This is a genomic window from Telluria beijingensis (genome assembly GCF_030770395.1).
GTDB lineage: Bacteria > Pseudomonadota > Gammaproteobacteria > Burkholderiales > Burkholderiaceae_D > Telluria > Telluria beijingensis.
The window spans coordinates 4,047,558-4,071,623 of sequence record NZ_CP132480.1; the positions used below are offsets into that span (position 1 = coordinate 4,047,558).

Here is a 24,066-nt window from a genome sequence, read left to right on the forward strand (position 1 = left end):
CATCATGATCGTCGTGAACCAGATCGGCAAACGCTTCAAGACCTTGCAGGCGCTGGACGCCGTGAGCTTCACTGCAAGGCCCGGCACCATCACCGCGCTGCTCGGCCCGAATGGCGCCGGCAAGTCGACCTGCCTGCGCATCCTGTACGGCCTGCTGGCGCCGGACAGCGGCGCGGTCGCGATCGACGGCATCGACGTGGCGCGCGCGCCGCTCGCCGCGCGGCGCCGGCTCGGCATCGTCACCGACGAATTCGGGCTCTATGAACGGCTGACGCCGCGCGACCACCTGCGCTACTTCGGCCGCCTGCACGGCATGCGCGGCGCGATGCTGGAGCGCGCCATCGAGCGCGTGATCGAGGAAGTGGGATTGGGGGCCGAGGCGGGGCGTGCCTGCAAGGGTTTTTCGGCCGGCCAGCGCATCAAGGTGGCGCTGGCGCGCGCCTTGCTGCATGATCCTGCCGTGCTGGTGCTGGATGAACCGACGCGCGGGCTGGACGTGATGAGCACGCGCCTGGTGCGCGACGCGCTGGGAAGGGCGCGTGCACGGGGTGCGGCGGTGCTGCTGTCGACCCACGTGATGCAGGAGGCGGCGCAGTTGTGCGACCAGGTGGTGGTGCTGGCCGCGGGCAGGGTGCGCTTTGCCGGCACCACGCCGGCGCTGCTGGCGCAGACTGGCGGGAGCAGCCTGGAACAGGCATTCGTCGACGTGATCGGCAGCGATGAGGGGATTGCAGCATGAGGATCGATAAATTCGTAGAAGACTTGTGGATCGTGGTGTCGAAAGAGGTGATGGACGCCGTGCGCGACCGCCGTTCGATGATGGCCGGCCTGCTGTTCGCGCTGCTCGGGCCGTTCGTGCTGGCGGGCGTGCTCAAGGCCCTGATCGCGTCCGAGGTCGAGGCCGGCGCGCGGCCGCTGCACCTGGTCGGGGCGAGCCACGCGCCGGGACTCGTGCGGCACCTGGAAGCGGCCGGCGTCACGCTGCAGGCGAGCGAGGACGAGCCTGACAGCCTGCTCGCGCGCTCGCCTGGCGCGGTCGTGCTGGAAGTGCCGGCGCAGGCGCCGGACGCGCTGGCGCAGGGACGCACGGCCACGCTCGCCCTGTGGGCCGATATGTCGAACAGCGACGCCCGGCGCCAGGCCGAGCGGGTCCAAGCCCTGGTGGCAGCGTTTGGCGCCCAGCTGTCCGGCCAGCGCCTGCTGGGCGCCGGCGTGGCGCCGCATCATGCCAGCGCCTTGCGTCTCGAGTTGCGCGACATGGGCGGGCAGGGCGGCCGCACGGCGCTGATCCTGGGCGCGCTGCCGCTGTTCTGGTTGCTCGGCCTGTTCGTCGGCGGTTCGCACGTGGCGCTGGACGCGACCGGCGGCGAACGCGAACGCCGTTCGCTCGAGGCCTTGCTGGCGCAGCCGGTGGGCCCGGGCACGCTCTTCATCGGCAAATGGCTGACCGCCTCGCTGTTCGGCTACGTCAGCAGCGCCGCCGCGCTCCTGCTATCGGTGCAGGCGCTGGCCCGCCTGCCGCTGTATGAGGTGGGCATCGCCTTTGCACCGGATGGCGCAATGCTGGGGCAGATGCTGCTGATCCTGCTGCCGCTGGCGCTGCTGGTGGGCGCCCTGCAATGCGTGGTGGCGCTGCACGCCCGCACCCACAAGGAAGGCCAGATCTACCTCAACCTGCTGCAGCTGGCGCCGATGCTGCTGCTGGTGGAAGAACTCGGTTCGGCGTCCCCGGCCAGCGCCCACCTGCTGCCGCTACTGAGCCAGCACGCCCATCTCGGCGCGCTGGTGAGCGGACAGGCGCTGGCGCCGCAGCTGGTCGCCTTGTCGGTCGTTGGTTGCCTCGGCGCCACCGCCTTGCTGCTCGCCTTCGGCAGCCGGCGCCTGGGCAGCGAACGCTTCGTGTTCGGGCTGTGATGGGCGCAGTGCAGGATGCTGAATTCAAGCGCCTGATGGCCGAGCATGGCGGCCTGCTGGTGCGCTTCGCCGCCAGCTTCGAACGCGACCGCCATGCGCGCCAGGACCTGGTGCAGGACATCATGCTCGCCGTGTGGCAAGCCTTGCCGGCCTTTCGCGGCGAATCGAGCCTCAAGACCTATGTGATCGGCGTGGCGCACCGGCGCTGCGCCAGCCACGTGATGCGCGCGGTGGCGCAGCCGCAGCACGAGGAATTGAACGAAGACTGGGCCGACGAGCAGCCGGGGCCGGAAACCCTGGCCGGGTTGAACCAGCAGCAGCAACGGCTGCTGGGCGCGCTGCGCCAGCTGCCGGTGGGGCAGCGCCAGCTGGTGCTGCTGGCGCTCGAGGGCATGCGCTACGAAGAGATCGCGGACCTGCTCGGGATTTCGGTGAATAATGTCGGTGTGCGCCTGAACCGCGCAAAGGCCGCGCTCAAGGAAAGGCTGGAAGAACGATGAACGATGCGGATGAATGGGCCAGCCTGCAGGATGCCTGGGGCGCCGCGCCGCCTGCCGCCACGCCGATGCCGGATGTGTCCGCGATGATCGCGCGCGCAAGGCGCCAGCGCCACCTGATCGTGTGGACGATCGCCGGCGAATGGGCGCTGGCCTTGGTGGGCCTGGTGATGCTGGTGCGCGACTGGCCGCGGGCGACGGCGAGCGGCTACATGCTGCTGTGGTGGGTGTATTTTTTGGTGTTCATGGCGCTGGTGATGATCGGCTTCACCTGGACCCGCCTGGCGGCCTTGCGCGAGCCGGCCGGCGCCAGCCTGCGTGACTGGCTCGGGCTGCGCCGGCGGCGCGCCCTGCTCAGCCTGCGCCTGGTGCGGTGGACGCGCTGGTCGACCATCCCGATGCTGCCGGCGCCCTTCCTGACCCTGTTCACGGCGCGCGACGCCTGGTCCGCCGCGTGGAGTTCGGCGGCGATCGCCCTGCTATTGGCGGGCGGCTTGCTGTGGGCGCGCGACAAGGCGCGCCGCATGAAGGCCGAACTGGCCGAGGTCGACGCGCTCGAGCGCGAATGGCTGGACGAGCCTACAGCATGAGCGGCCGGTCGGGCAGTTCGTTGGCCCGCTCGCCGCTGGACGGGAAGTGCTGGCGCAGCAGGTCGTTCACCTGCCCGACGGCGGCCAGGGTGGCGTCGTGGAAGCGCCCCTGCCTGAAGCCATCGGTCATGGTGCGGCACACCGCCTGCCAGGTGGCGGCGTCGATCTTGCGGTCGATGCCGCGGTCGGCCACGATGTCGACCTTGTGCTCGGCCAGGTTCACGTAGATCAGCACCCCGCAATTGTCTTCGGTGTCCCACACGCCGTAGTCGGCGAACAGGCCCAGCGCGCGCTGGCGGTTGGTGACGCCTTCCCAGGCCGCCTCGAGCGGCAGGGACTTCTCGACGATCAGGCGCACCTCGCCGCGGTGGGTGCGCTCGCCCAGGTCGATGGCCTCGGCGATCGCGTCCAGGGTCTCGTCCGGGAAAGCCTGTTTCGCCTCGCGCGCGCTGCTACGCCAATGGCGCCAGGCGCGCCCCATTTTCTGTCCAAACGATGCCATTACCAGTCTCCCGAGGCGCCGCCGCCGTCGAAGCTGCCGCCGCCGCCCGAAAATCCGCCGCCGCCGAAGCCGCCGCCCCCGCCGAAGCCGCCACCGCCGCCCCGGCTCATGCTGCCGATAATATTGCCGAGGACGAAGCCGGTGGTGGCGCTGCCCCAGTGCGACTGGCCGCGCCGGGTGCCGATCGTGCGGCCGCGCGGCCGGAACACCGAGCGCAGCATCGAGGCGCCGATGATGATCAGGAAGATCGCCCACAGCGGGAAGCCACCGTCGTCCGACGTTTGGCGCTGCTGCTGTTGCTGGGGCGGCGCCGGGAAGGCTTCCTGGTTGAGCAGGGTGGCGATGGCGCCGACGCCGGCCACCAGGCCCTCGTAATAGTGCTCTTGCCGGAAATGCGGCGCGATCACGTCCTGCAGGATGCGCTTCGACTGGGCGTCGGTCAGCACGCCCTGCACGCCGCGCCCGGCTTCGATGCGCAGGCGGCGCAGCGACGACGGATTGTCGCGCGCCACCAGCAGCAGCACGCCGTCATCGACGCCCTTGCGGCCCAGTTGCCAGGCATCGGTAACGCGGATGCTGTACTGCTCGATGGCCTCGGGCTCGGTCGACTTCACCAGCAGCACGGCGATCTGGCTGCCAGTCTTGGCTTCGTAGTCGGCCAGCACGGCTTCGAGACGCTGGCGCTGCGCCGCGTCCAGCATGCCCGCCTGGTCGGTGACGCGCGCGGTCAGCTTCGGCACGTCCTGCAACTGGGCGAAGGCCGGAACGGCGGCCGCCAGCGCCAGCAGCAGGATGCCGAAGAATCGTGAAAGCGCAGCCATCCGCGCTTACTTGCCGAAGTCGACCGTCGGCGCGGTCGAAATCGCCTTCTCGTTCTCGACGGTGAACGAGGGCTTGGTTTCATAGCCGAACACCATCGCGGTCAGGTTCTTGGGGAACTGGCGCACGGTGACGTTGTAATCCTGGACCGAGGCGATGTAACGCTGGCGCGCCACCGTGATGCGGTTCTCCGTGCCCTCGAGCTGGGACTGCAGGTCGCGGAAGCTGGTATCGGCCTTCAGGTCGGGGTATTTTTCGGAGACCATCATCAGGCGCGACAGGGCGCCCGACAGCTCTCCCTGCACCTGCTGGAACTTCTGGAAGGCCTCGGGGTTGTTCAGCACCTCGGGCGTGATCTGGAAACTGGTGGCCTGTGCGCGGGCGCGCGTCACCGCCTCCAGGGTCGCGCTCTCGTGCGAGGCATAGCCCTTGACGGTATTGACCAGGTTGGGGATCAGGTCGGCGCGGCGCTGGTACTGGTTCACCACTTCGCTCCAGGCCGCCTTGGTGGCCTCGTCCTTGGTCTGGAAGTCGTTGTAGCCGCAGCCGGACAGCAGGGCGCCGGCGAGCACGGCGCCGCCGACGAAACGGATCAGGCGAAGAAAACGGGAGTTGGTCATGATGTTGTTTGTCTGTACAAGTTGTCGAATGATCAAAATATACCTGAAACATGGGGTGGCTGGCGTCCCTGTCGGGGCTAGCGGTACAATAATGGGTTTGCAATTACAAAGATACAAGGGGCTAGAGGTGAATTTCATCAACAAACTTTCCGCCGCATGGACCCGCAACGACTCGCTGCTGTGCGTCGGCCTCGACCCTGACCTGGCGCGCCTGCCTGCGCACCTGCAGGGCCAGCCGGACGCCATCGTCCAGTTCTGCAAGGCCATCATCGACGCCACCGCCGACCTGGCCTGCGCCTTCAAGCCGCAGATCGCCTATTTCGCCGCCCTCGGCGCCGAAGACCAGCTGGAAGAAATCTGCCGCTACCTGCGCGAGACCTACCCGCACATCCCGCTGGTGCTGGACGCCAAGCGCGGCGACATCGGCGCTACCGCCCACCAGTACGCGCGCGAAGCCTTCGAGCGCTATGGCGCGGACGCGGTGACGGTCAGCCCCTATATGGGCTTCGATTCGGTCGAGCCGTACATGGAATGGCCGGACCGCGGCGTGATCGTGCTGTGCCGCACCTCGAACGCGGGCGGTTCCGACCTGCAGTTCCTGGACGTGGGTGGCCGCCCGCTGTACCAGCACGTGGCCCAACTGGTCGCCGAAAAATGGAACCGCAATGGCCAGTGCGCGCTGGTGGTGGGCGCGACTTTCCCGGACGAGATCGCGCAGGTGCGCAAGCTGGTGGGCGACATGCCGCTGTTGATCCCGGGCGTGGGCGCCCAGGGCGGCGACGTGGAGGCGACCGTCAAGGCTGGCCGCACGGCAGGTGGTGCGGGCATGATGATCAATTCGTCGCGCGCGATCCTGTATGCGGCGCCGCAGGAGGGCGAGGATTTCGCCGCGGCGGCGCGGCGTGTGGCGCGTGAGACGCGTGATGCGATCAATGCGCATCGTCAAGGGTGAGTTGATGTTTTAACGTTGGTGGTGCTGGGTGAGGCACTTGGGTTCCCGCCTTCGCGGGAACGACGTTGTCGACGTGTGCGAAAAGCACCAGTACGAGCTTCGGCCACGTACTTCAGCACGTCGTTCCCGCGAAGGCGGGAACCTAAGTTTCGAGATCAGCCCCCAGCTCGATACCTATCCGGCGCGATCGACTCCGCATAGTCATAGAGTGCCCCAAGAATCTCCTCGGCCCGCTCGTCCGCCGTCTCCGACAACGCATCGATCTCGGTAAACAACTGGTCCACCGTGCGCGCCCCATGCTCGCCTTCGAACAGCCGCGCCGCCCGGTGCGCCTCCCACAGCTGCATCTCGTCTTCCGACAAGGTCTGCGGGAAGTTGCGCGCGCGGTAGCGGAATAGCAGCTCGTTGAGGCGCTCGTCCTCGAAGCTGACCCGCCTGGCCAGCGCCTCGGGCTTCTGCATGCGCAGCGCTTCCAGCTGGCGCCGGTCGTCGCGGCTGACGAAGCCGCCGTACAGGTCTTCATCGACGTCCACCGGCTCGCGCGCGCCGGATTGCCCCAGCACCTGGGCCCACACAGCTTTCATGTCCGGCCCGCCGGCCACCAGCGCCGCATGCGCGCGGCCCCGTTCCAGGTCGATGTCCCAGCGCGCGGCCAGCTCGGGCCGCAGGGTCTTGAGGTTCCCGACCAGCATCGGCGATTTGTTCAGGTGCACGCTCTTGACCGGCAGCCGCGTCACGCCCTCGGGCAAGTCGCTGGCGCGGGTGTACATGCGGGTGCGGATGGTCTCGGCGTCGAGCGCGAACAGTTCGGACGGGTCGTGGCGGCAGTCCCAGACCAGCACCTCGTTCTTGTTGGTCGGGTGCTGGGCCAGCGGATAGACCAGGCCCAGGCAGCCATATTCGACCGGGAACATGCCCGATACATGCAGGAAGGGCTGGCGCTGGCTGGGGTCGAGGTGCAGGCCCATCTCGCTCGCGACCCGGTCCTTGCGCCGCAGCTCGAGGCAGAAGTCGAACAGGCGCGGCTGCTTGTCCCGGATCAGGCGCGCCAGGGCGATGGTGGCGCGCACGTCGGACAGCGCATCGTGGGCCGCTTCGTGCGCCAGGCCGTTGGCCGCGCTCAGGTGTTCCAGCCTGAAGCTGGGCTTGCCGTCTTCGCGGGTGGGCCATTCGATGCCTTCCGGGCGCAGTGCGTACACCATGCGCACCACGTCGAGCAGGTCCCAGCGGCCGCAGCCGTGCTGCCACTCGCGCGCATACGGATCGATCAGGTTGCGCCAGAACAGGAAGCGGGTGACTTCGTCGTCGAAGCGGATCGTGTTGTAGCCGACGCCGATCGTGCCGGCCTCGCTGAAGGCGGCTTCGATCTGGCGCGCGAACTCATGTTCGGGCACGCCGTGTTCCAGGCAGTGCTGCGGCGTGATGCCGGTGATCAGGCAGGATTGCGGGTCGGGCAAAAAATCATTGGCCGGCTGGCAGTACAGCATGATCGGCTCGCCGATCTCGTTGAGGTCGGCGTCGGTGCGGATTGCGGCGAACTGGGCCGGGCGGTCGCGGCGCGGGACCGCGCCGAAGGTTTCATAGTCGTGCCAGAGAAAGGTATGCGGGCTCATGTGTTGTTGTTGTGTGGGCTGCGATGACAGCGTCAACCGGCATGGTGGCACATCCACGCCGATCAGTCACGGTCAGCCGTAGTGCGCTAGCAGGAGTCCTGGGCGCAGACCCGGTCGCGTCCGGCCTCCTTGGCGCGGTACAGGGCGGCGTCGGCCGCCGCCATCAGGCTGCGCTCGTCGTCGCCGTTGGCCAGGCTGGCCACGCCGAACGAGCCGGTCAGGTGTGGCAGCGGCAGCCGCATGTCGGGGAACACGACCGCCAGGCGCAGGCGCTGGCACAGGCGCTCGGCCACCATCGCGGCCAGCTGCGGCGGGGTGTCGGGCAGCACGGCCAGCATCTCTTCGCCGCCATAGCGCACCGCGAAGTCGGACGGACGCAGCGCGCCGCGGATCACGCTGGCGGCGGCCGCCAGCGCGGCGTCGCCCGCGATGTGGCCGTGGGTGTCGTTGAAGCGCTTGAAGTGGTCGAGGTCGATCATCACCAGCGACAGCGGGCTGCCGTCGGTCGCCGCGCGCGCGACCAGCTTGGGCAGCATCTCGTTGAGCCAGGCGCGGTTGTACAGGCCCGTGAGCGGATCGTTGAGCGACAGCTGGCGGTAGAATTCGCCCAGCTTCTGGCGCCGCCGCAGCAGGGCGTTGGCGGCACGGATCCGGAACGACAGCAGGCGCAGCAGGTTACGGGCCAGCACGCCGGACCGTTCGACCAGGGTCCACACCATGTCGGGTTCGATCACCAGCAGTTCCGTCGCTTCGAGCGCCGTCATCGCCGCCAGGTTCACCGCATCGTCGAGCACCGCCTGCTCGCCGGCGCTCTCGCCCGGCAGGATGCGGCTGGTATTGCTCTCGTCGCCGACATGGGCGTCGGGCGCGATCTCGAGCTGGCCCGAGAGCACGATGTACAGGCGCGCCTGGCCGCCGTCGTCGATGCGCTCGCCGCGCGCCACGCGCACGACGGCGCAGCCAGCCAGCAGGGCGGCGATGGCGGGATCGGTCTCGTCGCGAAACAGCTGCAGGTCGCGAAGTGTTGTACGGGAAGCACCGAAGGTGCCGATCTGTTCCAAGTGGGTCCTCGCGCGGGGGCGGATGTGGTTGAGCCGGATGATCGGCGAGATGATAGCCTATCGGGCCGGCGCTGCGTATTCGGCGAATCTTAAACAACGATGGTGAAATCACGGCATGACTGATTCTGACAATTCATTCGTCGACGCGCTCGGGCAGGTCCACCGGCCGGCGCCCGGCGCCCGCATCGTATCGCTGGTGCCGTCGATCACCGAACTGCTGTGCGAGCTGGGCCTGGCGCCGCAGCTGGTCGGCCGCACGGGCTTCTGCATCCATCCAAAAGAGGTGGTCGCCGGCATCGCCAAGGTGGGCGGCACCAAGGATGTCAATCTCGACAAGATCCGCAAGCTGGCGCCGACCCACGTCGTGGTCAATATCGACGAGAACGAAAAGCCGACCTACGAAGCGCTGGCGCAGTTCGTGCCGCACGTGGTGGTGACCCATCCGCTGGTCCCGCAGGACAACCTGGCGCTGGCGCGGCTGATGGGCGGCATCTTTTGCGTCGACGCCGCGGCCGCCGCCTGGTGCGCAGAATTCGAGGAAGAACTGGCGCGGCTGCGGGCCATGGCGCGCGGCCCCGCGCGCACGGTCCTGTACTGCATCTGGCAAGACCCGTGGATGAGCGTATCGCAAGACACGTATATCGCCGCCATGCTGGCCGAACTGGGCTGGCGCGTGCCCGACCTGGGCGCGGCGCGCTATCCCCGTTTCGACTGGTCGGAAGCTCTGGTGGACGGGCTCGACGCCGTGCTGCTGTCGACCGAACCCTACCGCTTCACCGAGGCGCATGCGGACGCGCTGGAAAAGCAGGTCGGCATTCCGGTGCTGCTGGTCGATGGCGAGATGATGTCGTGGTATGGCAGCCGCGCGCTGGCGGGCCTGCGCTACCTGCGCGCGTTGAGGGCGATGCTGGAAGGGAGCCCGCACGGGGCGGGCTGAGCGCAGGCCCGCAGTGGGCCTGCGCAGGCGCCGGATTACATATCCGTCAGGTGCTTGTCGGCGGTCGGATCTTCGGTATGCGTGATCGAGGCGGCGCGCTGCTTGTCTTGCAGGCGGCCGATCGCGCTGTCGAGGGCGCGCGCCAGCTTGCCGCCGGCATTGTTGATGGCCTGGTGCAGGTCGTTCGCGTGCTCGTGGATCACGATCGGCGCAACGCCGGTCAGGCGTGCCTCGAGCATGCACGAATTGCCGCCGTCCGCTTTTTTCTCCTTGTTCTCATTACTCAAGTGCACGTCAACGCGGTTGACGTGGTCGCCGAAGCGACCGATGGAGGAGCGCACGACGGTTTCCACGTGCTCGTCCAGGCCTTGATGCTTGTTAATGGTGTTGTCGGTATTTACGTTGATCTGCATGGATGGCTCCTGTAGTCGTTATGGCTTCATCTTACACCGGCCGCGGTTTTCGCCGCGCCCGCTCCACTTGTTGTCTTGATAAGCCCAATTTGTATCTTCGTTGCATTATTTCCACATTGCAATTTATTGCTCGTCTTGTAGGATTACTCCTACTAGAATCCGGTGGACTACCAAATCTATCGAATTGTTACGGAAGTTGATTCCAGCGCGCTCGGGATTGGCCGTTAAGGCAGCATTCAATGATGATAAATCGATAAAAACGCGCGAGCATTCACAGTAGGCGTCGCTGGCGCACTCTCAGAGAACGGAGAACAAGATGCAATTGAAGCAACTGAAAATCGGGCAGCGCCTCGCGCTCGGGTTCGGCCTCGTGATGGTCCTGCTGCTGGTGGTGCTGGGCACCGGCATCCAGAAGCTGCAGGCCATCGATGCGCTGCTGGTCAAGGTGGTGGAGGAGAACAACGTCCGGATCGATGCCGCCGCCACCATGCGCGACAACCTGCGCCGGATTTCGATCGCGGTGCGCGACATGACGATCGTCACCGACGACGCCGCGATGCAGGAGCAGGGCAAGACCATCGCCGACGCCAGGACCGGCTACCAGCGCGCCGACGCCACGCTGGCCGGCTTGATCGTCACCGACGAGGGGCGCGCCATCCATGCGAAGATCGTTGCCGCCAGCGATGCCGCGCTGCCGCTGATCGCCAGGGCCCAAGGATTCGCCCAGGCCAATGACCTCGAAGGCGGGCGCGATTTCCTGCTCGGCCAGATGGCGCCGGCGATGCGCGCCTGGTCGGCGGCGATCGACGAGATGGTGGCCTTGCAGGCCACGCGCAATGCCGAAGACCAGGCGCATGGCCGCGAAGCCTATTCCCAGGCCATGGTCCTGATGCTGGCGGTGGGCGGCTTCGCGATCCTGGCCGCGGTGGCGATCGCCTGGCTGATCAGCCGCTCGATCATCAAGCCGCTGAACCGGGCGGTGGTCGTGGCGCGCACCGTCGCCGCGGGTGACCTGAGCAGCGAGATCGCGGTCACCTCGACTGACGAAACCGGCCAGCTGCTGTCCGCCCTGAAAGAGATGAACGACAACCTGCGCGCCATCGTCGGCCAGGTGCGCGACGGCACCGAGACCATCGCCACCGCCTCGGACGAGATCGCGTCGGGCAACCTCGACCTGTCGAGCCGCACCGAGCAGCAGGCCAGCTCGCTGGAAGAGACCGCCTCGTCGATGGAAGAACTGACCTCGACCGTCAAGCAGAACGCCGAACACGCACGCCAGGCCAACGGCCTCGCGCGCTCGGCGTCCGACGTCGCCACCCGCGGCGGCGCGGTGGTGTCCGACGTGGTCGAGACCATGGGCGCGATCCACGCCTCGGCCAGCAAGATCGTCGACATCATCTCGGTGATCGACGGCATCGCCTTCCAGACCAATATCCTGGCGCTGAATGCGGCGGTCGAAGCGGCGCGCGCCGGCGAGCAGGGGCGCGGCTTCGCGGTCGTGGCGAGCGAGGTGCGCAACCTGGCCCAGCGTTCGGCCAGCGCGGCGAAGGAAATCAAGACCCTGATCGACGATTCGGTGGCCAAGGTCGACGAGGGCAGCCGCCTGGTGAGCCAGGCCGGCGCCACCATGAGCGAGATCGTGGTGAGCGTCAAGCGCGTCACCGACATCATGGGCGAGATCACGGTGGCCAGCCACGAGCAGGAAAACGGCATCGAGCAGATCAACCAGGCGGTCAGCGAGATGGATGCGGTGACCCAGCAGAATGCGGCCCTGGTGGAAGAAGCGGCGGCGGCCGCCCAGTCGTTGAAGGAACAGTCGAGCCGCCTGGCCGAGACGGTCAGCGTGTTCAACCTCGGTGGCGTCCAGCGCCAGGCCGGCGCGGTGCGTAGCGCAGCGCCGCGTGCGGCGAGCAGCCAGCGCGCGCTGGCCGTCGCTTAAGGAACGGACTTCAGCGCCTGCTCTTTTTCATGGTGCGGGAAGCGGTCCATTTTCGAGAGCACCGGGAACAGCACCGCCCATAGCCCGGTGACCGCCAGCGTGGCGACGCCGCCCAGCAGGATGGCGCGCGTCAGGCCCAGCCAGCCGGCGGTGACGCCGGATTCGAATTCCCCCAGCTCGTTCGAGGCGCCGATGAACACCGAGTTCACGGCGCTGACCCGGCCGCGGATCTCGTCCGGCGTTTCGTACTGCACCAGCAGGTGGCGGATATAGACGCTGACCATGTCGCCCACGCCGAGCAGGAACAGGGCGCCGATGGCGATGGGGAAGCTGTCGGTCAGGCCGAGCAGGATCACGCACACGCCGTACAGCGCGACGCCGCCGAACATCCAGGCGCCGACCCGGCGCGTGATCGGGAACATCGCCAGCGTGATCGAGCACAGGGCGGCGCCGACGCCGGGCGCGGTGCGCAGGAAACCGAGTTCGGTCGGCCCTGCGCCCAGCACGTCGTGGGCATAGGCCGGCAGCAGGGCGGTGGCGCCGCCGAACAGCACCGCGAACAGGTCGAGCGAAATCGCGCCCAGCACGATCGGGCGCGAACGCACGAAGCGCAGGCCTTCGAGCAGGGTATGCCAGCTGACCGGCGCCTTGTTGATCACCTGCTGGATGCTGCGCGTGTTCGAGATCAGGAACACCGCCAGCGCCAGCAGGGTGGCGGAGGTCATGTGCACCACCTGCGCGCCGAATACGTACAGCAGGCCGCCGACGATCGGCCCCACGATCATCGCCACGTGCATGGTCGACGAGCCGAGCGCCACCGCCTGGCTGAATTCGCGGTCGGACACCAGGTTCTTGAGCACCGCCTGCGAGGCCGGCATCATGAAGGCGCGCGCGCTGCCGAACACCACCAGGATCGCGAACACCGGCCAGATCACCGTGCTGCCGCTGGCGGTGAACGCGATCAGCAGCGTGCTGCACAGCAGCTGCACCGCCATGCAGGCCATCACGATGATGCGCCGGTTGTAACGGTCGGCCACGTGGCCGGCCCACAGGATGAACAGCAGGAACGGCGCGAACTGCGCCAGGCCGATCAGGCCCAGGTCGAACAGGCTGCCGGTGATCTGGTACACCTGCCAGCCGATCGCCACGCTCTGCATCTGGACCGCGAAGGTGGCCAGGAAGCGGGCGCCAAGGTAGAAGGCGAGGTTGCGGTTGCGCAGGACGCCGAGACGGCTGGACGGGGAGATGAGCGACATCGATCGATCTACACGCCTGCCAGGTCCGCTTCGGTGGTGAACGAATCGGCGAAGAACTCGTCTTCCGGCAGGCCGCACAAGGCGGTGTAGTCGCGCCGCGCGCTGTCGACCATGATGGGCGCGCCGCAGGCGTAGACCTGGTGGCCGGAGAGGTCGATGAGGTCCTGCATGACGGCCGCGTGCACGAAGCCGGTGCGGCCCGTCCAGCCGTCCTCGGGCAGCGCGTCCGAGATCACCGGCACGTAGGTGAAGTCGGGCAGTGTGGTTTCCCAGGCCCGGCACAGTTCGTCCATGTACAGGTCTTGCGGACGGCGGCCGCCCCAGTACAGGGCGACCTTGCGGGTCGACTTCAGGTGCATCAGGTGCTCGACCAGCGCCTTGACCGGGGCGAAGCCGGTGCCCGAGGCCAGCAGCACGATCGGCTTGTCGGACTCTTCGCGCAGGAAGAACGTGCCGAGCGGGCCCTCGAAGCGCAGGATGTCGCGCTCCTTCATGGCGCCGAATACGTGGTCGGTGAACAGGCCGCCCGCCAGGTGCCGGATATGCAGCTCGAGCGGACCTTCGAACGACGGCGCGTTGGCGATCGAGTAGGCGCGGCGCTTGCCGTCCTTGAGCAGGAATTCGATGTACTGGCCGGCGCGGTAGGCCAGCAGCTCGTTGGCCGGCAGCTGCAGCCTGACGATCGCGACGTCGGGCGCGGCCTTGTGGATGGACGTGACGCGGGTCGGCATCTTGCGCAGCGGGTAGTCGGAACTGCCGCCGACTTCGCGCGCTTCGATCACCAGGTCGGCGCCGGGCACCGCGCAGCAGAACAGCGACATGCCGCCGGTCTTTTCAAGATCGCCCAGGGCGCGCTGCTGGTGCGGCTTGTGCGTCACCGTGCCGTCGACGACCTTGCCTTTGCAGGAGCCGCAGGCGCCGTTCTTGCAGCCGTAGGGCAGGCCGATGCCGGCGCGGATGGCAGCGGAAAGGACGGTTTCATCGGCCTCGCAGGTGAACTGGCTGCCGCTGGGCTGGACGGTGATCTGGAAGGTCATGCGAATTCGGTGGTTGGTGCGCGAGAGCGCAAGTGGTTGATCCGATGGCGGTTTTTTCTGCGTAGCAGACCACTATTCTACACCGTGCCCGGCGCGGCCGCGGACCGCTGTGCTACAGTGGCCGCCGTCCTCCACCATCCCCGCGATTCCATGCCAGCTCGTCCCGCCTTTGCCCGTCCCCGCCTGCTCATCGTCGGTTGCGGTGACGTCGGCATGCGCCTGCTGCCGCTGCTGGTTGCGAAGTACCGGGTGTTCGCCGTCACCAGCCAGCCCGAGCGCCGCGCCGCCCTGCGCGCGCTGGGCGCGGTGCCGCTGGTGGCCGACCTGGACCGGCCTGCGACATTGGGGCGCCTGCGCCACCTGGCGCCGTGGGTGCTGCACCTGGCGCCGCCCCAGCCCGATGGAGAATACGATCGCCGCACGCGCCACCTGGCCGCGGCGCTCGGCAAGGTCGAGCGCATGGTGTACGTGAGCACCAGCGGCGTGTACGGCGATTGCGGCGGCGCGCTGGTGTCCGAACACCGGCCGGTGGCGCCGCGCAATGCGCGCGCGCGGCGGCGCGTGGACGCGGAACGCGTCCTGCGCGCCTGGGCCCTGGCCAACGGCACGGCGCTCTCGATTCTGCGGGTGCCGGGCATCTATGCTGACGACCGCCTGCCGCTGCGCCGGCTGGAGCAGGGCACGCCGGCCTTGCGCGCGGAAGATGACGTGTATACCAGCCACGTGCACGCCGACGACCTGGCGCGCATCGTGCTGGCGGCGCTGCTGCACGGCCGGCCGGGCCGGGTGGTGCACGCGGTGGACCGCACGCGCATGAAAATGGCCGATTACTTCGACACCGTGGCCGACGCCTTCGGCCTGGCGCGCCCGCCGCGCCTGGCGCGCGCCGAACTGGAGACGGCGGTCTCGCCGATGCTGCTGTCCTTCATGTCCGAATCGCGCCGCCTGGACGACACGCGCCTGCGGCGCGAACTGCGGGTGCGCCTGCGCCACCCTGACGTCGCCACGACGCTGGCGCGCCTGGCGGCGGCGCGCACCGAGTCGCTAGCGTAAGAATTTGGTAAGCATTATTTTTCGACTATCTGTATAATTTCGCGTCTCGCGAAAATCGCCGAATAAATGCCGATGGTTTGCCTCTTTCTGCTAATTTCTCGCGGCCTCGCGTTGAAATATCTGAATTAATAAAAATACTGAAAGAGCCATGCCGATTCGCCGCCTTCCACCCGGCGCGGAGTACGACCCCAACCGGGTCCTCGACGCCATCATTTCCCGCCTGCGCCTGAAGAACGATGCCGCCCTGTCGCGGCTGCTGGAGGTCGCGCCGCCCGTCATCAGCAAGATCCGCCACAGCACCCTGCCGATCGGCGCCACGCTGCTGATCCGGATGCACGAGGAGAGCGACTTTAGCATCGGCGAACTGCGCGCGCTGATGATCCGGAAGGGCAGCGAAGTGGCGCACGACGGCGCCAAATAAGCCGACAGCCGGCATGCGGCCAGGGCCGCCGTGCCGGCTGTCGGGTCGGGCAGGTGGATCAGGCGGCTTGCGCGACCTTGCCCGGCGCTGCGCACCATGCGGTGTCACCGGCCTGGGCGGCCTGCTTGCCCGGGGCTGCGCACCATGCGGTATCACCGGCTTGGGCGGCCTGCTTGCCCGGGGCTGCGCACCATGCGGTGTCGGCGGCTTGGGCGGCCTGCTTGCCCGGGGCTGCGCACCATGCGGTGTCGGCGGCTTGGGCGGCCTGCTTGCCCGGGGCTGCGCACCATGCGGTGTCGGCGGCTTGGGCGGCCTGCTTGCCCGGGGCTGCGCACCATGCGGTGTCGGCGGCTTGGGCGGCCTGCTTGCCCGGGGCTGCGCACCATGCGGTGTCGGCGGCTTGGGCGGCCTGCTTGCCCGGGGCTGCGCACCATGCGGTGTCGGCGGCTTGGGCGGCCTGCTTGCCCGGGGCTGCGCACCATGCGGTGTCGGCGGCTTGGGCGGCCTGCTTGCCCGGGGCTGCGCACCATGCGGTGTCGGCGGCTTGGGCGGCCTGCTTGCCCGGGGCTGCGCACCATGCGGTGTCGGCGGCTTGGGCGGCCTGCTTGCCCGGGGCTGCGCACCATGCGGTGTCGGCGGCTTGGGCGGCCTGCTTGCCCGGGGCTGCGCACCATGCGGTGTCGGCGGCTTGGGCGGCCTGCTTGCCCGGGGCTGCGCACCATGCGGTGTCGGCGGCTTGGGCGGCCTGCTTGCCCGGGGCTGCGCACCATGCGGTGTCGGCGGCTTGGGCGGCCTGCTTGCCCGGGGCTGCGCACCATGCGGTGTCGGCGGCTTGGGCGGCCTGCTTGCCCGGGGCTGCGCACCATGCGGTGTCGGCGGCTTGGGCGGCCTGCTTGCCCGGGGCTGCGCACCATGCGGTGTCGGCGGCTTGGGCGGCCTGCTTGCCCGGGGCTGCGCACCATGCGGTGTCGGCGGCTTGGGCGGCCTGCTTGCCCGGGGCTGCGCACCATGCGGTGTCGGCGGCTTGGGCGGCCTGCTTGCCCGGGGCGGCGCACCATGCGGTGTCGGCGGCTTGGGCGGCCTGCTTGCCCGGGGCGGCGCACCACGCTGTGTCGGTGGCCTGGGCGGCCTGCTTGCCTGGCGCTGCGCACCAGGCGGCATCGGCTGCCTGCTTGCCCGGCGCTGCGCACCAGGCGGCGTCGCCCTTGACGACGACGCCGAATTCGGCCTCGTAGATCTCGCGCATGCGCTCGCCGGCGCGGGTGCGTTCTCCGTCGTCGGCGCCGGCGCCCATGCCGACGTAGGGGTAGTGGTGCAGGAAGAAGCCGAAGGTGGCTTCGCAGTCGCGTGCGTACTTCATGGTGTCGAGGATGTGATAGTGCCAGAAGGTGTCGACATCCACGGTCGGCGAAGCGCCGTCGTCCGGGTACTTCTTCATCAGGAACAGGAAGCGGCGGTACTCGGCTTCCACGGCGTTGGCGCGGCGTTCGGACCAGCCTTCGCCCGACTCCACATGCATCAGCTTCATTTTGATGGGCGCCAGGTCGAGAGCCTCGAACACTGAGAATTCGGTATTGGTCGACATTGTATTCACCTCGTTGAGTAGTAATGGTGCTGCGTTATCCCTGTTTGGAATGGCCGGTCATGCCGGTCGTGCTGGTGGTTTCATCGCCTTCTGTTTGTCAATACTGCTTCTGCCAGGTTGGTATTGCGCCCTGACAGTGATAGAAATTGTCATGCGGATCGTCAGCGCAACTGTTGAGCTTGCTCAAACCTGGACCGCAAAAAAAGGTATCTGTTGCAAGCCGGCGTAAGTACAGCCGGCATCCATCAGGCGGCCACCGGCACCTTGCCGAGCGCCCCCGGATACGCCAGGTCTCCGCTGCCGAACATGGGCGTGACCGGGATCGACACCACCACCGTGGTGCCGGCGTCCAGGCCGCTGCTGATCGAGAACGAGCCGCCCAGGATGCCGACCCGCTCCTCGATCCCGACCAGGCCGAACGAGCCGTGGCGGTTGCGGCTGCCCGGCTGCATGCCGACGCCGTTGTCGCGGATCGTCATGGTCAGCATGTCGGCCTGCTGCTGCAGCGCGATCCTGACCCTGGTCGCGCGCGCATGGCGCGCCACGTTGTTGAGCGACTCCTGCAGGATGCGGAAGAAGGCGGTGGCGCAACCGTCGTCGATGCGGTGCTCGCCGTCGTCGTCGACCAGTTCGCACTCGATGCCGGTGCGGCGCGCGAAATCGGCCACCTGCCAGTCGACCGCCGCCGACAGTCCCAGGTCGAGCACATTCGGCCGCAGGTCGTTGATGATCTGGCGCACGCTGCGGATGGTGACGTCGATCTGGCGCACGGTGGCGTCGGCGCGCGCGTGCAGCCGCCGGTGGCCGCCGCGGGTGCGGTTGGCCAAAAACTCGGCTTCGATCTTCAGCGCCAGCAGGTTCTGCGCCAGGTCGTCGTGGATCTCGCGCGCGATCCGCTTGCGTTCGCCTTCCTTGATCTGCTCGGCGTGCGCCGCCAGCAGGCGCAGCTTTTCGTGGCTGGCCTGCAGCTTGGCCTGGCTGGCGCGCAGCTCGCGCGTCATTTCCTCGGCCATGCGCAGGGCATTGCGGCGCGACGAGGCCAGGGTCTGGAACAGGGCGTACAGCAGGGCGGTGCTGATGCCGGCGGCAAACGCGGCCAGCCACGGGTAATACATGTCGAAGCGGGTGTACAGCGCCGACTTGGGGATGCTGAAGTCGGCGCGCCACATGCGCTGGTTGAACTCGATCGGCAGGCTGGCGGCGAACACGCTGCTGTCGTCCGGCGGCGCCGGCGGGTTGGGGCGGTCGAGGCTGGCCAGGCTGTCGTACAGGATCGCGCGCGGCGGCGCCTCGCCCGGTTCGGGCGGCACCGCGGTCAGCTCGGTCAGGACCAGGCGCGCGCCCCGGATCGGGAACTCGTCGAGCACCCCGCCCACCAAGCGCGCGACGCCGAAGCCGATGCCGACCGAGCCGATATAGGCCAGGCGCCGCCCCTCGACCGAGTCGGTCGGCAAGTCGCTGCGGTACACCGGCAGGCGCAAGGCCAGGCCGCTCTGGTTGGGGCCCGAAAACAGTTCGATGCGGGTGCCCGAGGCGCTGGGCAGGCCGGTATCGCGGGCATTGGCCAGCACGCGCCGGGTGGTGCCGCGCGCTTCCAGGTCCATGCCCAGCTTGGTAAGCGAATGCGGCAGCAGGGGCTCGATATAGACCAGCACCGTATAGGTATGGCGGTCGGGCTGGGCCAGCAGCGGTTCGTAGTGGTGCACGCCGCGCCGCGCCAGGCGGCCCCTGATTTCGTCGTTCAGCGCCGGCAGGCCGGGGGCGTGGACGGCGCGCGCATAGTTGATGACTTCGATGCCCGGGAAGTTGCGCTTGATGTCCAGTTGCTGCACGTACTGGCGGAACTGGTCGGCCGAGGTGTCCGGCGCGGCGCGGAACAGGCCGGCCGCGCCGCGCAGCACGTCGCTATAGCTCTTGATGCGGGCGTCGATCGTGTACTGCGAGGCGCGCGCCATGCTGCGAAAACGCGCGTGGGCATCGCTCTCGATCGCTTCGGCGGTGGTGAAATAGCCGCCCGCGCCAAGGGTCAGGGACAGCAGCACGCCCGCGATGAGGGTGGCCGGCGCGAACATCCCGGGGTGGCGGTCTGGGGGCATACGGTGGTCTCTAAAACGCGACGTCGCACCAGGCGCGTCCAATGTCAATACGCTAAAGCAATACTGGCAGAGACCGGAGCTAGCAGGTTTGCTAGGTTTTGTAAAAAAGAGTCAAAACAGCGGCGCCGATTCTGAGGGGAATGGCGCCGCGGCAATCGCTTAGTTGAAGCGGACTTGTTCGGCATGAAGCAGAATAAGGCCATCCTGGTCATCAGGCGCTCGGTGCCTTGCTGCTTTCAAAAACGTGAACAAATATGCTCAGCATTTTCTTCCTGCCCCGAACCGTCCTGTTGACCCTGTTCGTACCTGACAGGCGTTACTTTCCCGCCTACCACCTGCAAAACGCCGGTGGCAGTGCCTGGCGTTGCCACCAGACTCGCCACGGGTAACGCAGCATGCGTCGCGAGGACGCTGGTTGCGAGCCGTTTTCCACATATAAGTTGGCAAGAAGCCGATTTGACGAACGCATTCGTACACTCTCGTTCTTCCGCTTGGTTTTCGCGGAATGGACGAACAATTCAATCGCGCTGTGTCTTACCTGCATACGTAGTTTCAGACACCGAAACCCCGCATAGAGTTCCGCCCTATGATCTGGTCGGTGCAGATCAAGGTCGTATCCTTGGCGATGCAGGCCGGGTTACCGGTGGCGAAGAACTTCTGTTCCTTGCCATCATTCGAGCGAATCAGTTCGCGCACGCCTGCGAGGTGGCTATAATTCCGTATGGCCAAGAAAGTACTGTTGATCGACGACCAGATCATGGACGTGTTCCTGACACGGCAAGCCCTGGTGGATTGCAAGGTGGAACACGACATCGTCGCGGCGTTCGACGGATTCGAGGGGCTCGGTCAAGCCGGCGCCCAGGCATTCGACGTGATCGTTCTCGACCTGAAGATGCCGCGGGTCGACGGTTTCGAAGTCTTGTCGGCCTTGCGATTGAAGCCTGTTCTGGCCGCGATACCCGTCATCGTGGTGTCGAGTTCGGATCTGCAGGAGGATCGGGATCGCGCGCGCACACTTGGCGCTGTCGAGTATGTGGTCAAATCGATGGACTATGCGGAGTTCAAGATGGGCTTGAAGGACGCGCTCGGCAGGCACGGATTTTGTTGAGGCACGCGCCGCCGCGACGTCATCCCGCCTGAAAACAGACATCCCGCTACGGCAGGCGCCGCGCGGGATGCTTTGATTCGCGATTGGCCGCGTGCGCCTTACTTGCCCCAGCTATCCTTCAGCGTGGTCACGCGATTGAACACCGGCTTGCCCGGCAGCGTATCCACGCGATCCGCCACGAAATAACCATGACGTTCGAACTGGAAACGCTGGTCGCCCACCGCATCCTTCAGCCCCGGTTCCAGGTACGCGGTAATGGTCTCGAGCGCATTCGGATTGAGCACCGACTTGAAGTCCTTGCCGCCCGCGTCCGGCTGTGGATCGAGGAACAGGCGGTCGTACAAACGCACTTCGGCTTCCAGCGCGCTGGCTGCGCTGACCCAGGTGATATTGCCCTTGACCTTGTAGTTGTCGGCGCCCGGCGTGCCCGACTTCGAATCCTCGAAGTACTTCACGTGCACCGCGGTGACCTTGCCGTCGGCATCCTTGTCGTAGCCGGTGCACTCGACCACATAGCCATACTTCAGGCGCACGCGGCTGCCCGGCTGGTCGCCCACGGGCGGGGTGAATCGGAAGTAACCCTTGGTCGGGGTTTCCATGAAGTCTTCCTGCTCGATCCACAGTTCGCGCGTGAACGGGAAGGTGCGCTTGCCCAGTTCCGGATGGTGCGGGTGGACCGGCGACGAGCATTCCACCGACTCGCCTTCGGGGAAGTTATCCACGATCAGCTTCAACGGACGCAGCACGGCGATGGCGCGCGGCGCCTTCGGATCCAGGTCGTCGCGCAGCGCGCCTTCCAGGGTGCTCATGTCGATCCAGCCGTCGGCCTTCGACACGCCGATGCGCTCGCAGAACAGCTGGATCGATTCCGGCGTATAGCCGCGGCGGCGCAGGCCGACGATGGTCGGCATGCGCGGGTCGTCCCAGCCGGTCACGGTGCCGTCGTCGACCAGTGCGCGCAGCTTGCGCTTGGAGGTGACCACATAGGTCAGGTTCAGCCGTGCGAACTCGTACTGGCGCGGCACCGGTTTCTGGAAGAAGCCGCCTTCGGCCAGGGTCTCCACCAGCCAGTCGTAGAACGGGCGATGGTCCTGGAATTCCAGCGTGCACAGCGAGTGGGTGATGTTCTCGATCGCATCCGAGATCGGGTGCGTGTAGTCGTACATCGGGTAGATGCACCAGGCGTCGCCCGTGCGGTGGTGGTGCGCATGGCGGATGCGGTACAGGGCCGGGTCGCGGTTGGTCATGACCGGCGACGCCATCGCGTCCTCGCTCATCTTGGCGCGCAGGATGTGCTCGCCGTCCTTGTACTTGCCGGCCCGCATGTCGCGGAACAGCTGCAGCGATTCGGCGGCCGGACGGTCGCGGAACGGCGAATTGGTGCCCGGCGTGCCGAAGTTGCCGCGGTTCCTGGCCATGTCTTCGGCGCTCTGGCTGTCGACGTAGGCATGGCCTTTCTCGATCAGGTATTCGGCCATCCTGTACAACTGCTCGAAATAGTCGCTGGCATAGTACAGGTGGTCCTGGCCTTCGCGCTGCCACGAGAAGCCGAGCCACTGGACGCTGTCCATGATCGTGTCGACGTATTCCTGGTCTTCCTTCTCCGGGTTGGTATCGTCGAAACGCAGGTGGCACAGGCCGGCGTAATCGCGCGCCAGGCCGAAGTTCAGGCAGATCGACTTGGCGTGGCCGATGTGCAGGTAGCCGTTCGGCTCCGGCGGGAAGCGGGTGATGACCGACGGCAGGCCATCCCGTTTATGGGTGCCGGCGGCCAGGTCGGATTCGACGATCGCACGGACGAAATTCGACGACGGTGCATTGCCCGACGCCGGGGTATTCTTGTCGTTGCTCATGAAATAGTTCTAGAAGGGTAAGTTGGCGAGCATTTTACCGTACCCGGCGCCGGCTTAGGTTGCCGCATGGGGAGCGGGATGCAGGCCCCCGCGCCACGTCAAGCGTTTTCTATAGGATAATCTCGGTTTTACCGTTTCAGGCCGCAGCCGGGAGAGTTTCTGTTGGAAAATTTATATGCGATTCTCGGTGTCGCGCCGAACGCCAGCGACGACGAAATCAAGAAAGTCTACCGTTCGCTGGCCATGCGCTACCACCCGGACCGCAACCAGGCGCCCGGCGCCGAGGCGCGCTTCAAGGCCGTCACCAAGGCCTACGAGATCCTGTCCGACCGCGCCAAACGCGAGGAATACAACCAGAGCGTGAACCACCGCATCGTGCTGGACGCCGAGGCCGAGGCCTACGAGCTGTGGCGCTCGCTGTTCGCGCTGAACGGCGTGAATCTCCCGGCCCACTGAGCGGCGCCCGCCGGGCGGCTTCCGCCGGGCGGACCCAAGACACATTACAGGACAACCATGAAACACGTACATCCCGAATTCTCGTTCCAGTCGCGTGAGCTGGAAGGGCAGATCGAGGGAACCCTGGGCGACCCGCCCAACCGCAAGAACTACGACATGATGGTCAATGCGCTGGTGGCCGAATACGCCGATGGCGGCGGCATCGACGACGTCAACATGATGGCCTTCGCCCTGGTCGACAAGATCCGCTTCCTGGACCCCAAAGGCCTGATGCGCGAGGCGGCCGACTATGCCGACGGCGACCCCGCGCGCGTGTTCGCGATGGCCGAATGCAGCGGCGACGATGGCAAGGCGATGTACGCGGGCATGACCGCCAACCACCCCGAACTGGCGCGCCAGGCCATCATTACCGCCTTCCTGTTCAAGAACCAGGGCCGCTGGGTCGATGACGACCAGTCGCTCGAGCAGCTCGGCCGCGACGACGACGGCGACGATGTCGACGACAATGGCGAAGCCACCGACGACTTCACCGGCCTGTTCGACGAAGGAGACCGCGATGAGCGATGAGACCATCAAATCGAACCTGCCGGCCCTGGTGAGCCAGGTCGGCGAACTGGTGCTGGCCGGCTCGCTGGAGCACGCCGAAGAGGTGTTCTCGAAGGCGGCCGACGAGCATGGCGACTACGCCGTGGCGCAGGTGCTGACCGAGCTGCCGCCGCAGGTCACTGCGCTGCACCTGTCGGGCTTCGACGGCGCCAAGACGTCGCTGGCGACCATGCTGGTGCCGCCCAAGGCCTGGGCCGACAGCCTGGCCTTCATCGCCGCCACCTGGCCCGACAACCTGATCGAGGACGACCCGGAGCGCATCGCCGAGAACCTGTTCAACCACGTGCATGGCGTGGTGTATGCCCAGGACGACGAAGACCGGCGCAACGAGCTGCTCGAAGCCGCATCGAGCACCGACCACGGCGCCACCGTGTTCGCCATCCTGTGGTCGCTGGCGCCGAAAGAGATCCTCGAAGTGGCGGGCGAGATCCTGTCGAAAGGCCGCTACGTGAGCGGCCAGACCAGCGCCGACAGCGACATCGTGCCGCTGGCGGTCGACCTGGCCAAGGCCAGCGAGGATGGCTGGGAGCGTTCGCTGCTCGAGCTGTTTCCGGAATTCCGCCACAGCGCCGAGATGGCCGAGATCGAGCTGCCCGACGATCCGGACGAAGAGTCCGAATTCATGCAGCGCTCGACCCGCGACCTGCTGCTGCGCCTGCGCAAGCAGGTGCCATCGGTGCGCACCCGGCAAGCCCGCAGCCCGCGCCGCAGCATGGGCACGGACATCTTCTCGTGAGC

At 67.1% G+C, this 24,066-nt stretch carries 25 protein-coding genes; 13 read left to right on the forward strand and 12 right to left on the reverse strand.

The genetic code is table 11. The features are described 5' to 3' along the window. Nucleotides 1–4 precede the first annotated feature (4 nt). The 4 genes from Q9246_RS17970 to Q9246_RS17985 are packed head-to-tail and all read left to right on the forward strand — an operon-like array spanning nucleotide 5 to nucleotide 3,001. The gene (locus Q9246_RS17970) at nucleotides 5–739 is read left to right on the forward strand and encodes an ABC transporter ATP-binding protein (protein WP_306392045.1); all 735 of its coding nucleotides are present in this window, start codon (nucleotides 5–7) and stop codon (nucleotides 737–739) included. Beyond that, nucleotides 736–1,914, forward strand: coding sequence for an ABC transporter permease (locus tag Q9246_RS17975; RefSeq protein ID WP_306392046.1), 1,179 nt, complete (start codon nucleotides 736–738; stop codon nucleotides 1,912–1,914). Before Q9246_RS17970 ends, Q9246_RS17975 begins: the two co-directional genes overlap by 4 nt. Continuing rightward, nucleotides 1,914–2,414 carry an RNA polymerase sigma factor gene (locus Q9246_RS17980; protein WP_306392048.1) on the forward strand — a complete coding sequence of 167 codons (501 nt, stop codon included), beginning with the start codon at nucleotides 1,914–1,916 and terminating at the stop codon, nucleotides 2,412–2,414. The genes Q9246_RS17975 and Q9246_RS17980 overlap by 1 nt, the downstream gene beginning before the upstream one ends. Further along, nucleotides 2,411–3,001: a hypothetical protein gene (locus Q9246_RS17985; protein ID WP_306392049.1), complete on the forward strand. Its 591-nt coding sequence runs from the start codon at nucleotides 2,411–2,413 to the stop codon at nucleotides 2,999–3,001. Before Q9246_RS17980 ends, Q9246_RS17985 begins: the two co-directional genes overlap by 4 nt. Here Q9246_RS17985 and Q9246_RS17990 read toward each other — a convergent pair. The 3 genes from Q9246_RS17990 to Q9246_RS18000 are packed head-to-tail and all read right to left on the reverse strand — an operon-like array spanning nucleotide 2,991 to nucleotide 4,942. Beyond that, a complete protein-coding gene (locus Q9246_RS17990) occupies nucleotides 2,991–3,503 on the reverse strand; it encodes a TPM domain-containing protein (protein ID WP_306392050.1) in 513 nt (170 codons plus the stop codon). The genes Q9246_RS17985 and Q9246_RS17990 overlap by 11 nt on opposite strands. Next, nucleotides 3,503–4,324 carry a TPM domain-containing protein gene (locus tag Q9246_RS17995; protein ID WP_306392051.1) on the reverse strand — a complete coding sequence of 274 codons (822 nt, stop codon included), beginning with the start codon at nucleotides 4,322–4,324 and terminating at the stop codon, nucleotides 3,503–3,505. Before Q9246_RS17995 ends, Q9246_RS17990 begins: the two co-directional genes overlap by 1 nt. A gap of 6 nt (nucleotides 4,325–4,330) precedes the next feature. Continuing rightward, complete coding sequence (locus Q9246_RS18000) at nucleotides 4,331–4,942, reverse strand: LemA family protein (protein WP_306392052.1); 612 nt, start codon at nucleotides 4,940–4,942, stop codon at nucleotides 4,331–4,333. 127 nt (nucleotides 4,943–5,069) lie between these two features. On the opposite strand from Q9246_RS18000, the gene pyrF reads away from it, so the two are divergent. Next, nucleotides 5,070–5,894, forward strand: a complete 825-nt coding sequence (gene pyrF / locus Q9246_RS18005) for an orotidine-5'-phosphate decarboxylase (protein ID WP_306392054.1) — start codon at nucleotides 5,070–5,072, stop codon at nucleotides 5,892–5,894. 155 nt (nucleotides 5,895–6,049) lie between these two features. Here the strand turns inward: pyrF and sbcB are convergent, their stop codons facing one another. Both sbcB and Q9246_RS18015 read right to left on the reverse strand, forming a co-directional pair. Continuing rightward, on the reverse strand, nucleotides 6,050–7,507 hold the full coding sequence (sbcB, locus tag Q9246_RS18010) for an exodeoxyribonuclease I (RefSeq protein WP_306392056.1): 1,458 nt from the start codon (nucleotides 7,505–7,507) through the stop codon (nucleotides 6,050–6,052). An 86-nt stretch (nucleotides 7,508–7,593) separates the two neighbouring features. Further along, nucleotides 7,594–8,568 carry a GGDEF domain-containing protein gene (locus Q9246_RS18015; protein ID WP_306392058.1) on the reverse strand — a complete coding sequence of 325 codons (975 nt, stop codon included), beginning with the start codon at nucleotides 8,566–8,568 and terminating at the stop codon, nucleotides 7,594–7,596. Nucleotides 8,569–8,683: 115 nt separating this feature from the next. Between Q9246_RS18015 and Q9246_RS18020 the strand changes: the two genes are divergently transcribed. Then, a complete protein-coding gene (locus Q9246_RS18020) occupies nucleotides 8,684–9,505 on the forward strand; it encodes a helical backbone metal receptor (RefSeq protein WP_306392060.1) in 822 nt (273 codons plus the stop codon). A gap of 35 nt (nucleotides 9,506–9,540) precedes the next feature. Here the strand turns inward: Q9246_RS18020 and Q9246_RS18025 are convergent, their stop codons facing one another. After that, entirely contained in the window at nucleotides 9,541–9,918 is a 378-nt protein-coding gene (locus tag Q9246_RS18025) for an HPF/RaiA family ribosome-associated protein (RefSeq protein ID WP_306392061.1), read from the reverse strand. A gap of 316 nt (nucleotides 9,919–10,234) precedes the next feature. Between Q9246_RS18025 and Q9246_RS18030 the strand changes: the two genes are divergently transcribed. Further along, entirely contained in the window at nucleotides 10,235–11,857 is a 1,623-nt protein-coding gene (locus Q9246_RS18030; protein WP_306392062.1) for a methyl-accepting chemotaxis protein, read from the forward strand. Here the strand turns inward: Q9246_RS18030 and Q9246_RS18035 are convergent. Together Q9246_RS18035 and Q9246_RS18040 are read right to left on the reverse strand one after the other, a co-directional pair. Further along, nucleotides 11,854–13,113: an MFS transporter gene (locus Q9246_RS18035; RefSeq protein WP_306392063.1), complete on the reverse strand. Its 1,260-nt coding sequence runs from the start codon at nucleotides 13,111–13,113 to the stop codon at nucleotides 11,854–11,856. The two genes, Q9246_RS18030 and Q9246_RS18035, sit on opposite strands and share 4 nt — an antisense overlap. Nucleotides 13,114–13,121: 8 nt before the next feature. Continuing rightward, a complete protein-coding gene (locus Q9246_RS18040; RefSeq protein WP_306392065.1) occupies nucleotides 13,122–14,150 on the reverse strand; it encodes a CDP-6-deoxy-delta-3,4-glucoseen reductase in 1,029 nt (342 codons plus the stop codon). Nucleotides 14,151–14,300: 150 nt separating this feature from the next. Between Q9246_RS18040 and Q9246_RS18045 the strand changes: the two genes are divergently transcribed. Continuing rightward, nucleotides 14,301–15,203, forward strand: a complete 903-nt coding sequence (locus tag Q9246_RS18045; RefSeq protein ID WP_306392067.1) for an NAD-dependent epimerase/dehydratase family protein — start codon at nucleotides 14,301–14,303, stop codon at nucleotides 15,201–15,203. A 148-nt stretch (nucleotides 15,204–15,351) separates the two neighbouring features. Next, nucleotides 15,352–15,624 carry a hypothetical protein gene (locus Q9246_RS18050; protein WP_306392069.1) on the forward strand — a complete coding sequence of 91 codons (273 nt, stop codon included), beginning with the start codon at nucleotides 15,352–15,354 and terminating at the stop codon, nucleotides 15,622–15,624. A 58-nt stretch (nucleotides 15,625–15,682) separates the two neighbouring features. Here Q9246_RS18050 and Q9246_RS18055 read toward each other — a convergent pair whose 3' ends face one another. From Q9246_RS18055 to Q9246_RS18065, 3 genes are all read right to left on the reverse strand, one after another. Further along, the gene (locus Q9246_RS18055; protein WP_306392070.1) at nucleotides 15,683–17,209 is read right to left on the reverse strand and encodes a glycine-rich domain-containing protein; all 1,527 of its coding nucleotides are present in this window, start codon (nucleotides 17,207–17,209) and stop codon (nucleotides 15,683–15,685) included. 245 nt (nucleotides 17,210–17,454) lie between these two features. Continuing rightward, nucleotides 17,455–19,305: a sensor histidine kinase gene (locus tag Q9246_RS18060; RefSeq protein ID WP_306392071.1), complete on the reverse strand. Its 1,851-nt coding sequence runs from the start codon at nucleotides 19,303–19,305 to the stop codon at nucleotides 17,455–17,457. A 552-nt stretch (nucleotides 19,306–19,857) separates the two neighbouring features. Next, complete coding sequence (locus Q9246_RS18065) at nucleotides 19,858–20,064, reverse strand: hypothetical protein (protein ID WP_306392072.1); 207 nt, start codon at nucleotides 20,062–20,064, stop codon at nucleotides 19,858–19,860. Here Q9246_RS18065 and Q9246_RS18070 point away from each other — a divergent pair. Beyond that, nucleotides 20,045–20,413 carry a response regulator gene (locus Q9246_RS18070; protein WP_306392073.1) on the forward strand — a complete coding sequence of 123 codons (369 nt, stop codon included), beginning with the start codon at nucleotides 20,045–20,047 and terminating at the stop codon, nucleotides 20,411–20,413. The two genes, Q9246_RS18065 and Q9246_RS18070, sit on opposite strands and share 20 nt — an antisense overlap. A gap of 98 nt (nucleotides 20,414–20,511) precedes the next feature. Here the strand turns inward: Q9246_RS18070 and Q9246_RS18075 are convergent, their stop codons facing one another. Then, nucleotides 20,512–22,266: a glutamine--tRNA ligase/YqeY domain fusion protein gene (locus Q9246_RS18075; RefSeq protein ID WP_306392074.1), complete on the reverse strand. Its 1,755-nt coding sequence runs from the start codon at nucleotides 22,264–22,266 to the stop codon at nucleotides 20,512–20,514. A 162-nt stretch (nucleotides 22,267–22,428) separates the two neighbouring features. Here Q9246_RS18075 and Q9246_RS18080 point away from each other — a divergent pair, with 162 nt between their 5' ends. Genes Q9246_RS18080 through Q9246_RS18090 form a run of 3 tightly spaced genes read left to right on the forward strand, consistent with a single transcriptional unit; the run spans nucleotide 22,429 to nucleotide 24,064 of the window. Continuing rightward, a complete protein-coding gene (locus Q9246_RS18080) occupies nucleotides 22,429–22,722 on the forward strand; it encodes a DnaJ domain-containing protein (RefSeq protein WP_306392075.1) in 294 nt (97 codons plus the stop codon). A gap of 57 nt (nucleotides 22,723–22,779) precedes the next feature. Then, complete coding sequence (locus Q9246_RS18085; RefSeq protein ID WP_306392076.1) at nucleotides 22,780–23,289, forward strand: hypothetical protein; 510 nt, start codon at nucleotides 22,780–22,782, stop codon at nucleotides 23,287–23,289. After that, nucleotides 23,279–24,064 (forward strand): hypothetical protein, encoded by a 786-nt coding sequence (locus tag Q9246_RS18090; protein WP_306392077.1) that lies wholly within the window; start codon nucleotides 23,279–23,281, stop codon nucleotides 24,062–24,064. Before Q9246_RS18085 ends, Q9246_RS18090 begins: the two co-directional genes overlap by 11 nt. Nucleotides 24,065–24,066 lie beyond the last annotated feature (2 nt).

Coding starts and splice junctions, on each gene's coding strand:
- Q9246_RS17970 (WP_306392045.1), top strand. CDS start 5: ATGATCGTCGTGAACCAGATCGGCAAACGCTTCAAGACCTTGCAGGCG.
- Q9246_RS17975 (WP_306392046.1), top strand. CDS start 736: ATGAGGATCGATAAATTCGTAGAAGACTTGTGGATCGTGGTGTCGAAA.
- Q9246_RS17980 (WP_306392048.1), top strand. CDS start 1,914: ATGGGCGCAGTGCAGGATGCTGAATTCAAGCGCCTGATGGCCGAGCAT.
- Q9246_RS17985 (WP_306392049.1), top strand. CDS start 2,411: ATGAACGATGCGGATGAATGGGCCAGCCTGCAGGATGCCTGGGGCGCC.
- Q9246_RS17990 (WP_306392050.1), bottom strand. CDS start 3,503: ATGGCATCGTTTGGACAGAAAATGGGGCGCGCCTGGCGCCATTGGCGT.
- Q9246_RS17995 (WP_306392051.1), bottom strand. CDS start 4,324: ATGGCTGCGCTTTCACGATTCTTCGGCATCCTGCTGCTGGCGCTGGCG.
- Q9246_RS18000 (WP_306392052.1), bottom strand. CDS start 4,942: ATGACCAACTCCCGTTTTCTTCGCCTGATCCGTTTCGTCGGCGGCGCC.
- sbcB (WP_306392056.1), bottom strand. CDS start 7,507: ATGAGCCCGCATACCTTTCTCTGGCACGACTATGAAACCTTCGGCGCG.
- Q9246_RS18020 (WP_306392060.1), top strand. CDS start 8,684: ATGACTGATTCTGACAATTCATTCGTCGACGCGCTCGGGCAGGTCCAC.
- Q9246_RS18025 (WP_306392061.1), bottom strand. CDS start 9,918: ATGCAGATCAACGTAAATACCGACAACACCATTAACAAGCATCAAGGC.
- Q9246_RS18030 (WP_306392062.1), top strand. CDS start 10,235: ATGCAATTGAAGCAACTGAAAATCGGGCAGCGCCTCGCGCTCGGGTTC.
- Q9246_RS18035 (WP_306392063.1), bottom strand. CDS start 13,113: ATGTCGCTCATCTCCCCGTCCAGCCGTCTCGGCGTCCTGCGCAACCGC.
- Q9246_RS18040 (WP_306392065.1), bottom strand. CDS start 14,150: ATGACCTTCCAGATCACCGTCCAGCCCAGCGGCAGCCAGTTCACCTGC.
- Q9246_RS18045 (WP_306392067.1), top strand. CDS start 14,301: ATGCCAGCTCGTCCCGCCTTTGCCCGTCCCCGCCTGCTCATCGTCGGT.
- Q9246_RS18050 (WP_306392069.1), top strand. CDS start 15,352: ATGCCGATTCGCCGCCTTCCACCCGGCGCGGAGTACGACCCCAACCGG.
- Q9246_RS18055 (WP_306392070.1), bottom strand. CDS start 17,209: ATGTCGACCAATACCGAATTCTCAGTGTTCGAGGCTCTCGACCTGGCG.
- Q9246_RS18060 (WP_306392071.1), bottom strand. CDS start 19,305: ATGCCCCCAGACCGCCACCCCGGGATGTTCGCGCCGGCCACCCTCATC.
- Q9246_RS18065 (WP_306392072.1), bottom strand. CDS start 20,064: ATGATCTGGTCGTCGATCAACAGTACTTTCTTGGCCATACGGAATTAT.
- Q9246_RS18075 (WP_306392074.1), bottom strand. CDS start 22,266: ATGAGCAACGACAAGAATACCCCGGCGTCGGGCAATGCACCGTCGTCG.
- Q9246_RS18085 (WP_306392076.1), top strand. CDS start 22,780: ATGAAACACGTACATCCCGAATTCTCGTTCCAGTCGCGTGAGCTGGAA.
- Q9246_RS18090 (WP_306392077.1), top strand. CDS start 23,279: ATGAGCGATGAGACCATCAAATCGAACCTGCCGGCCCTGGTGAGCCAG.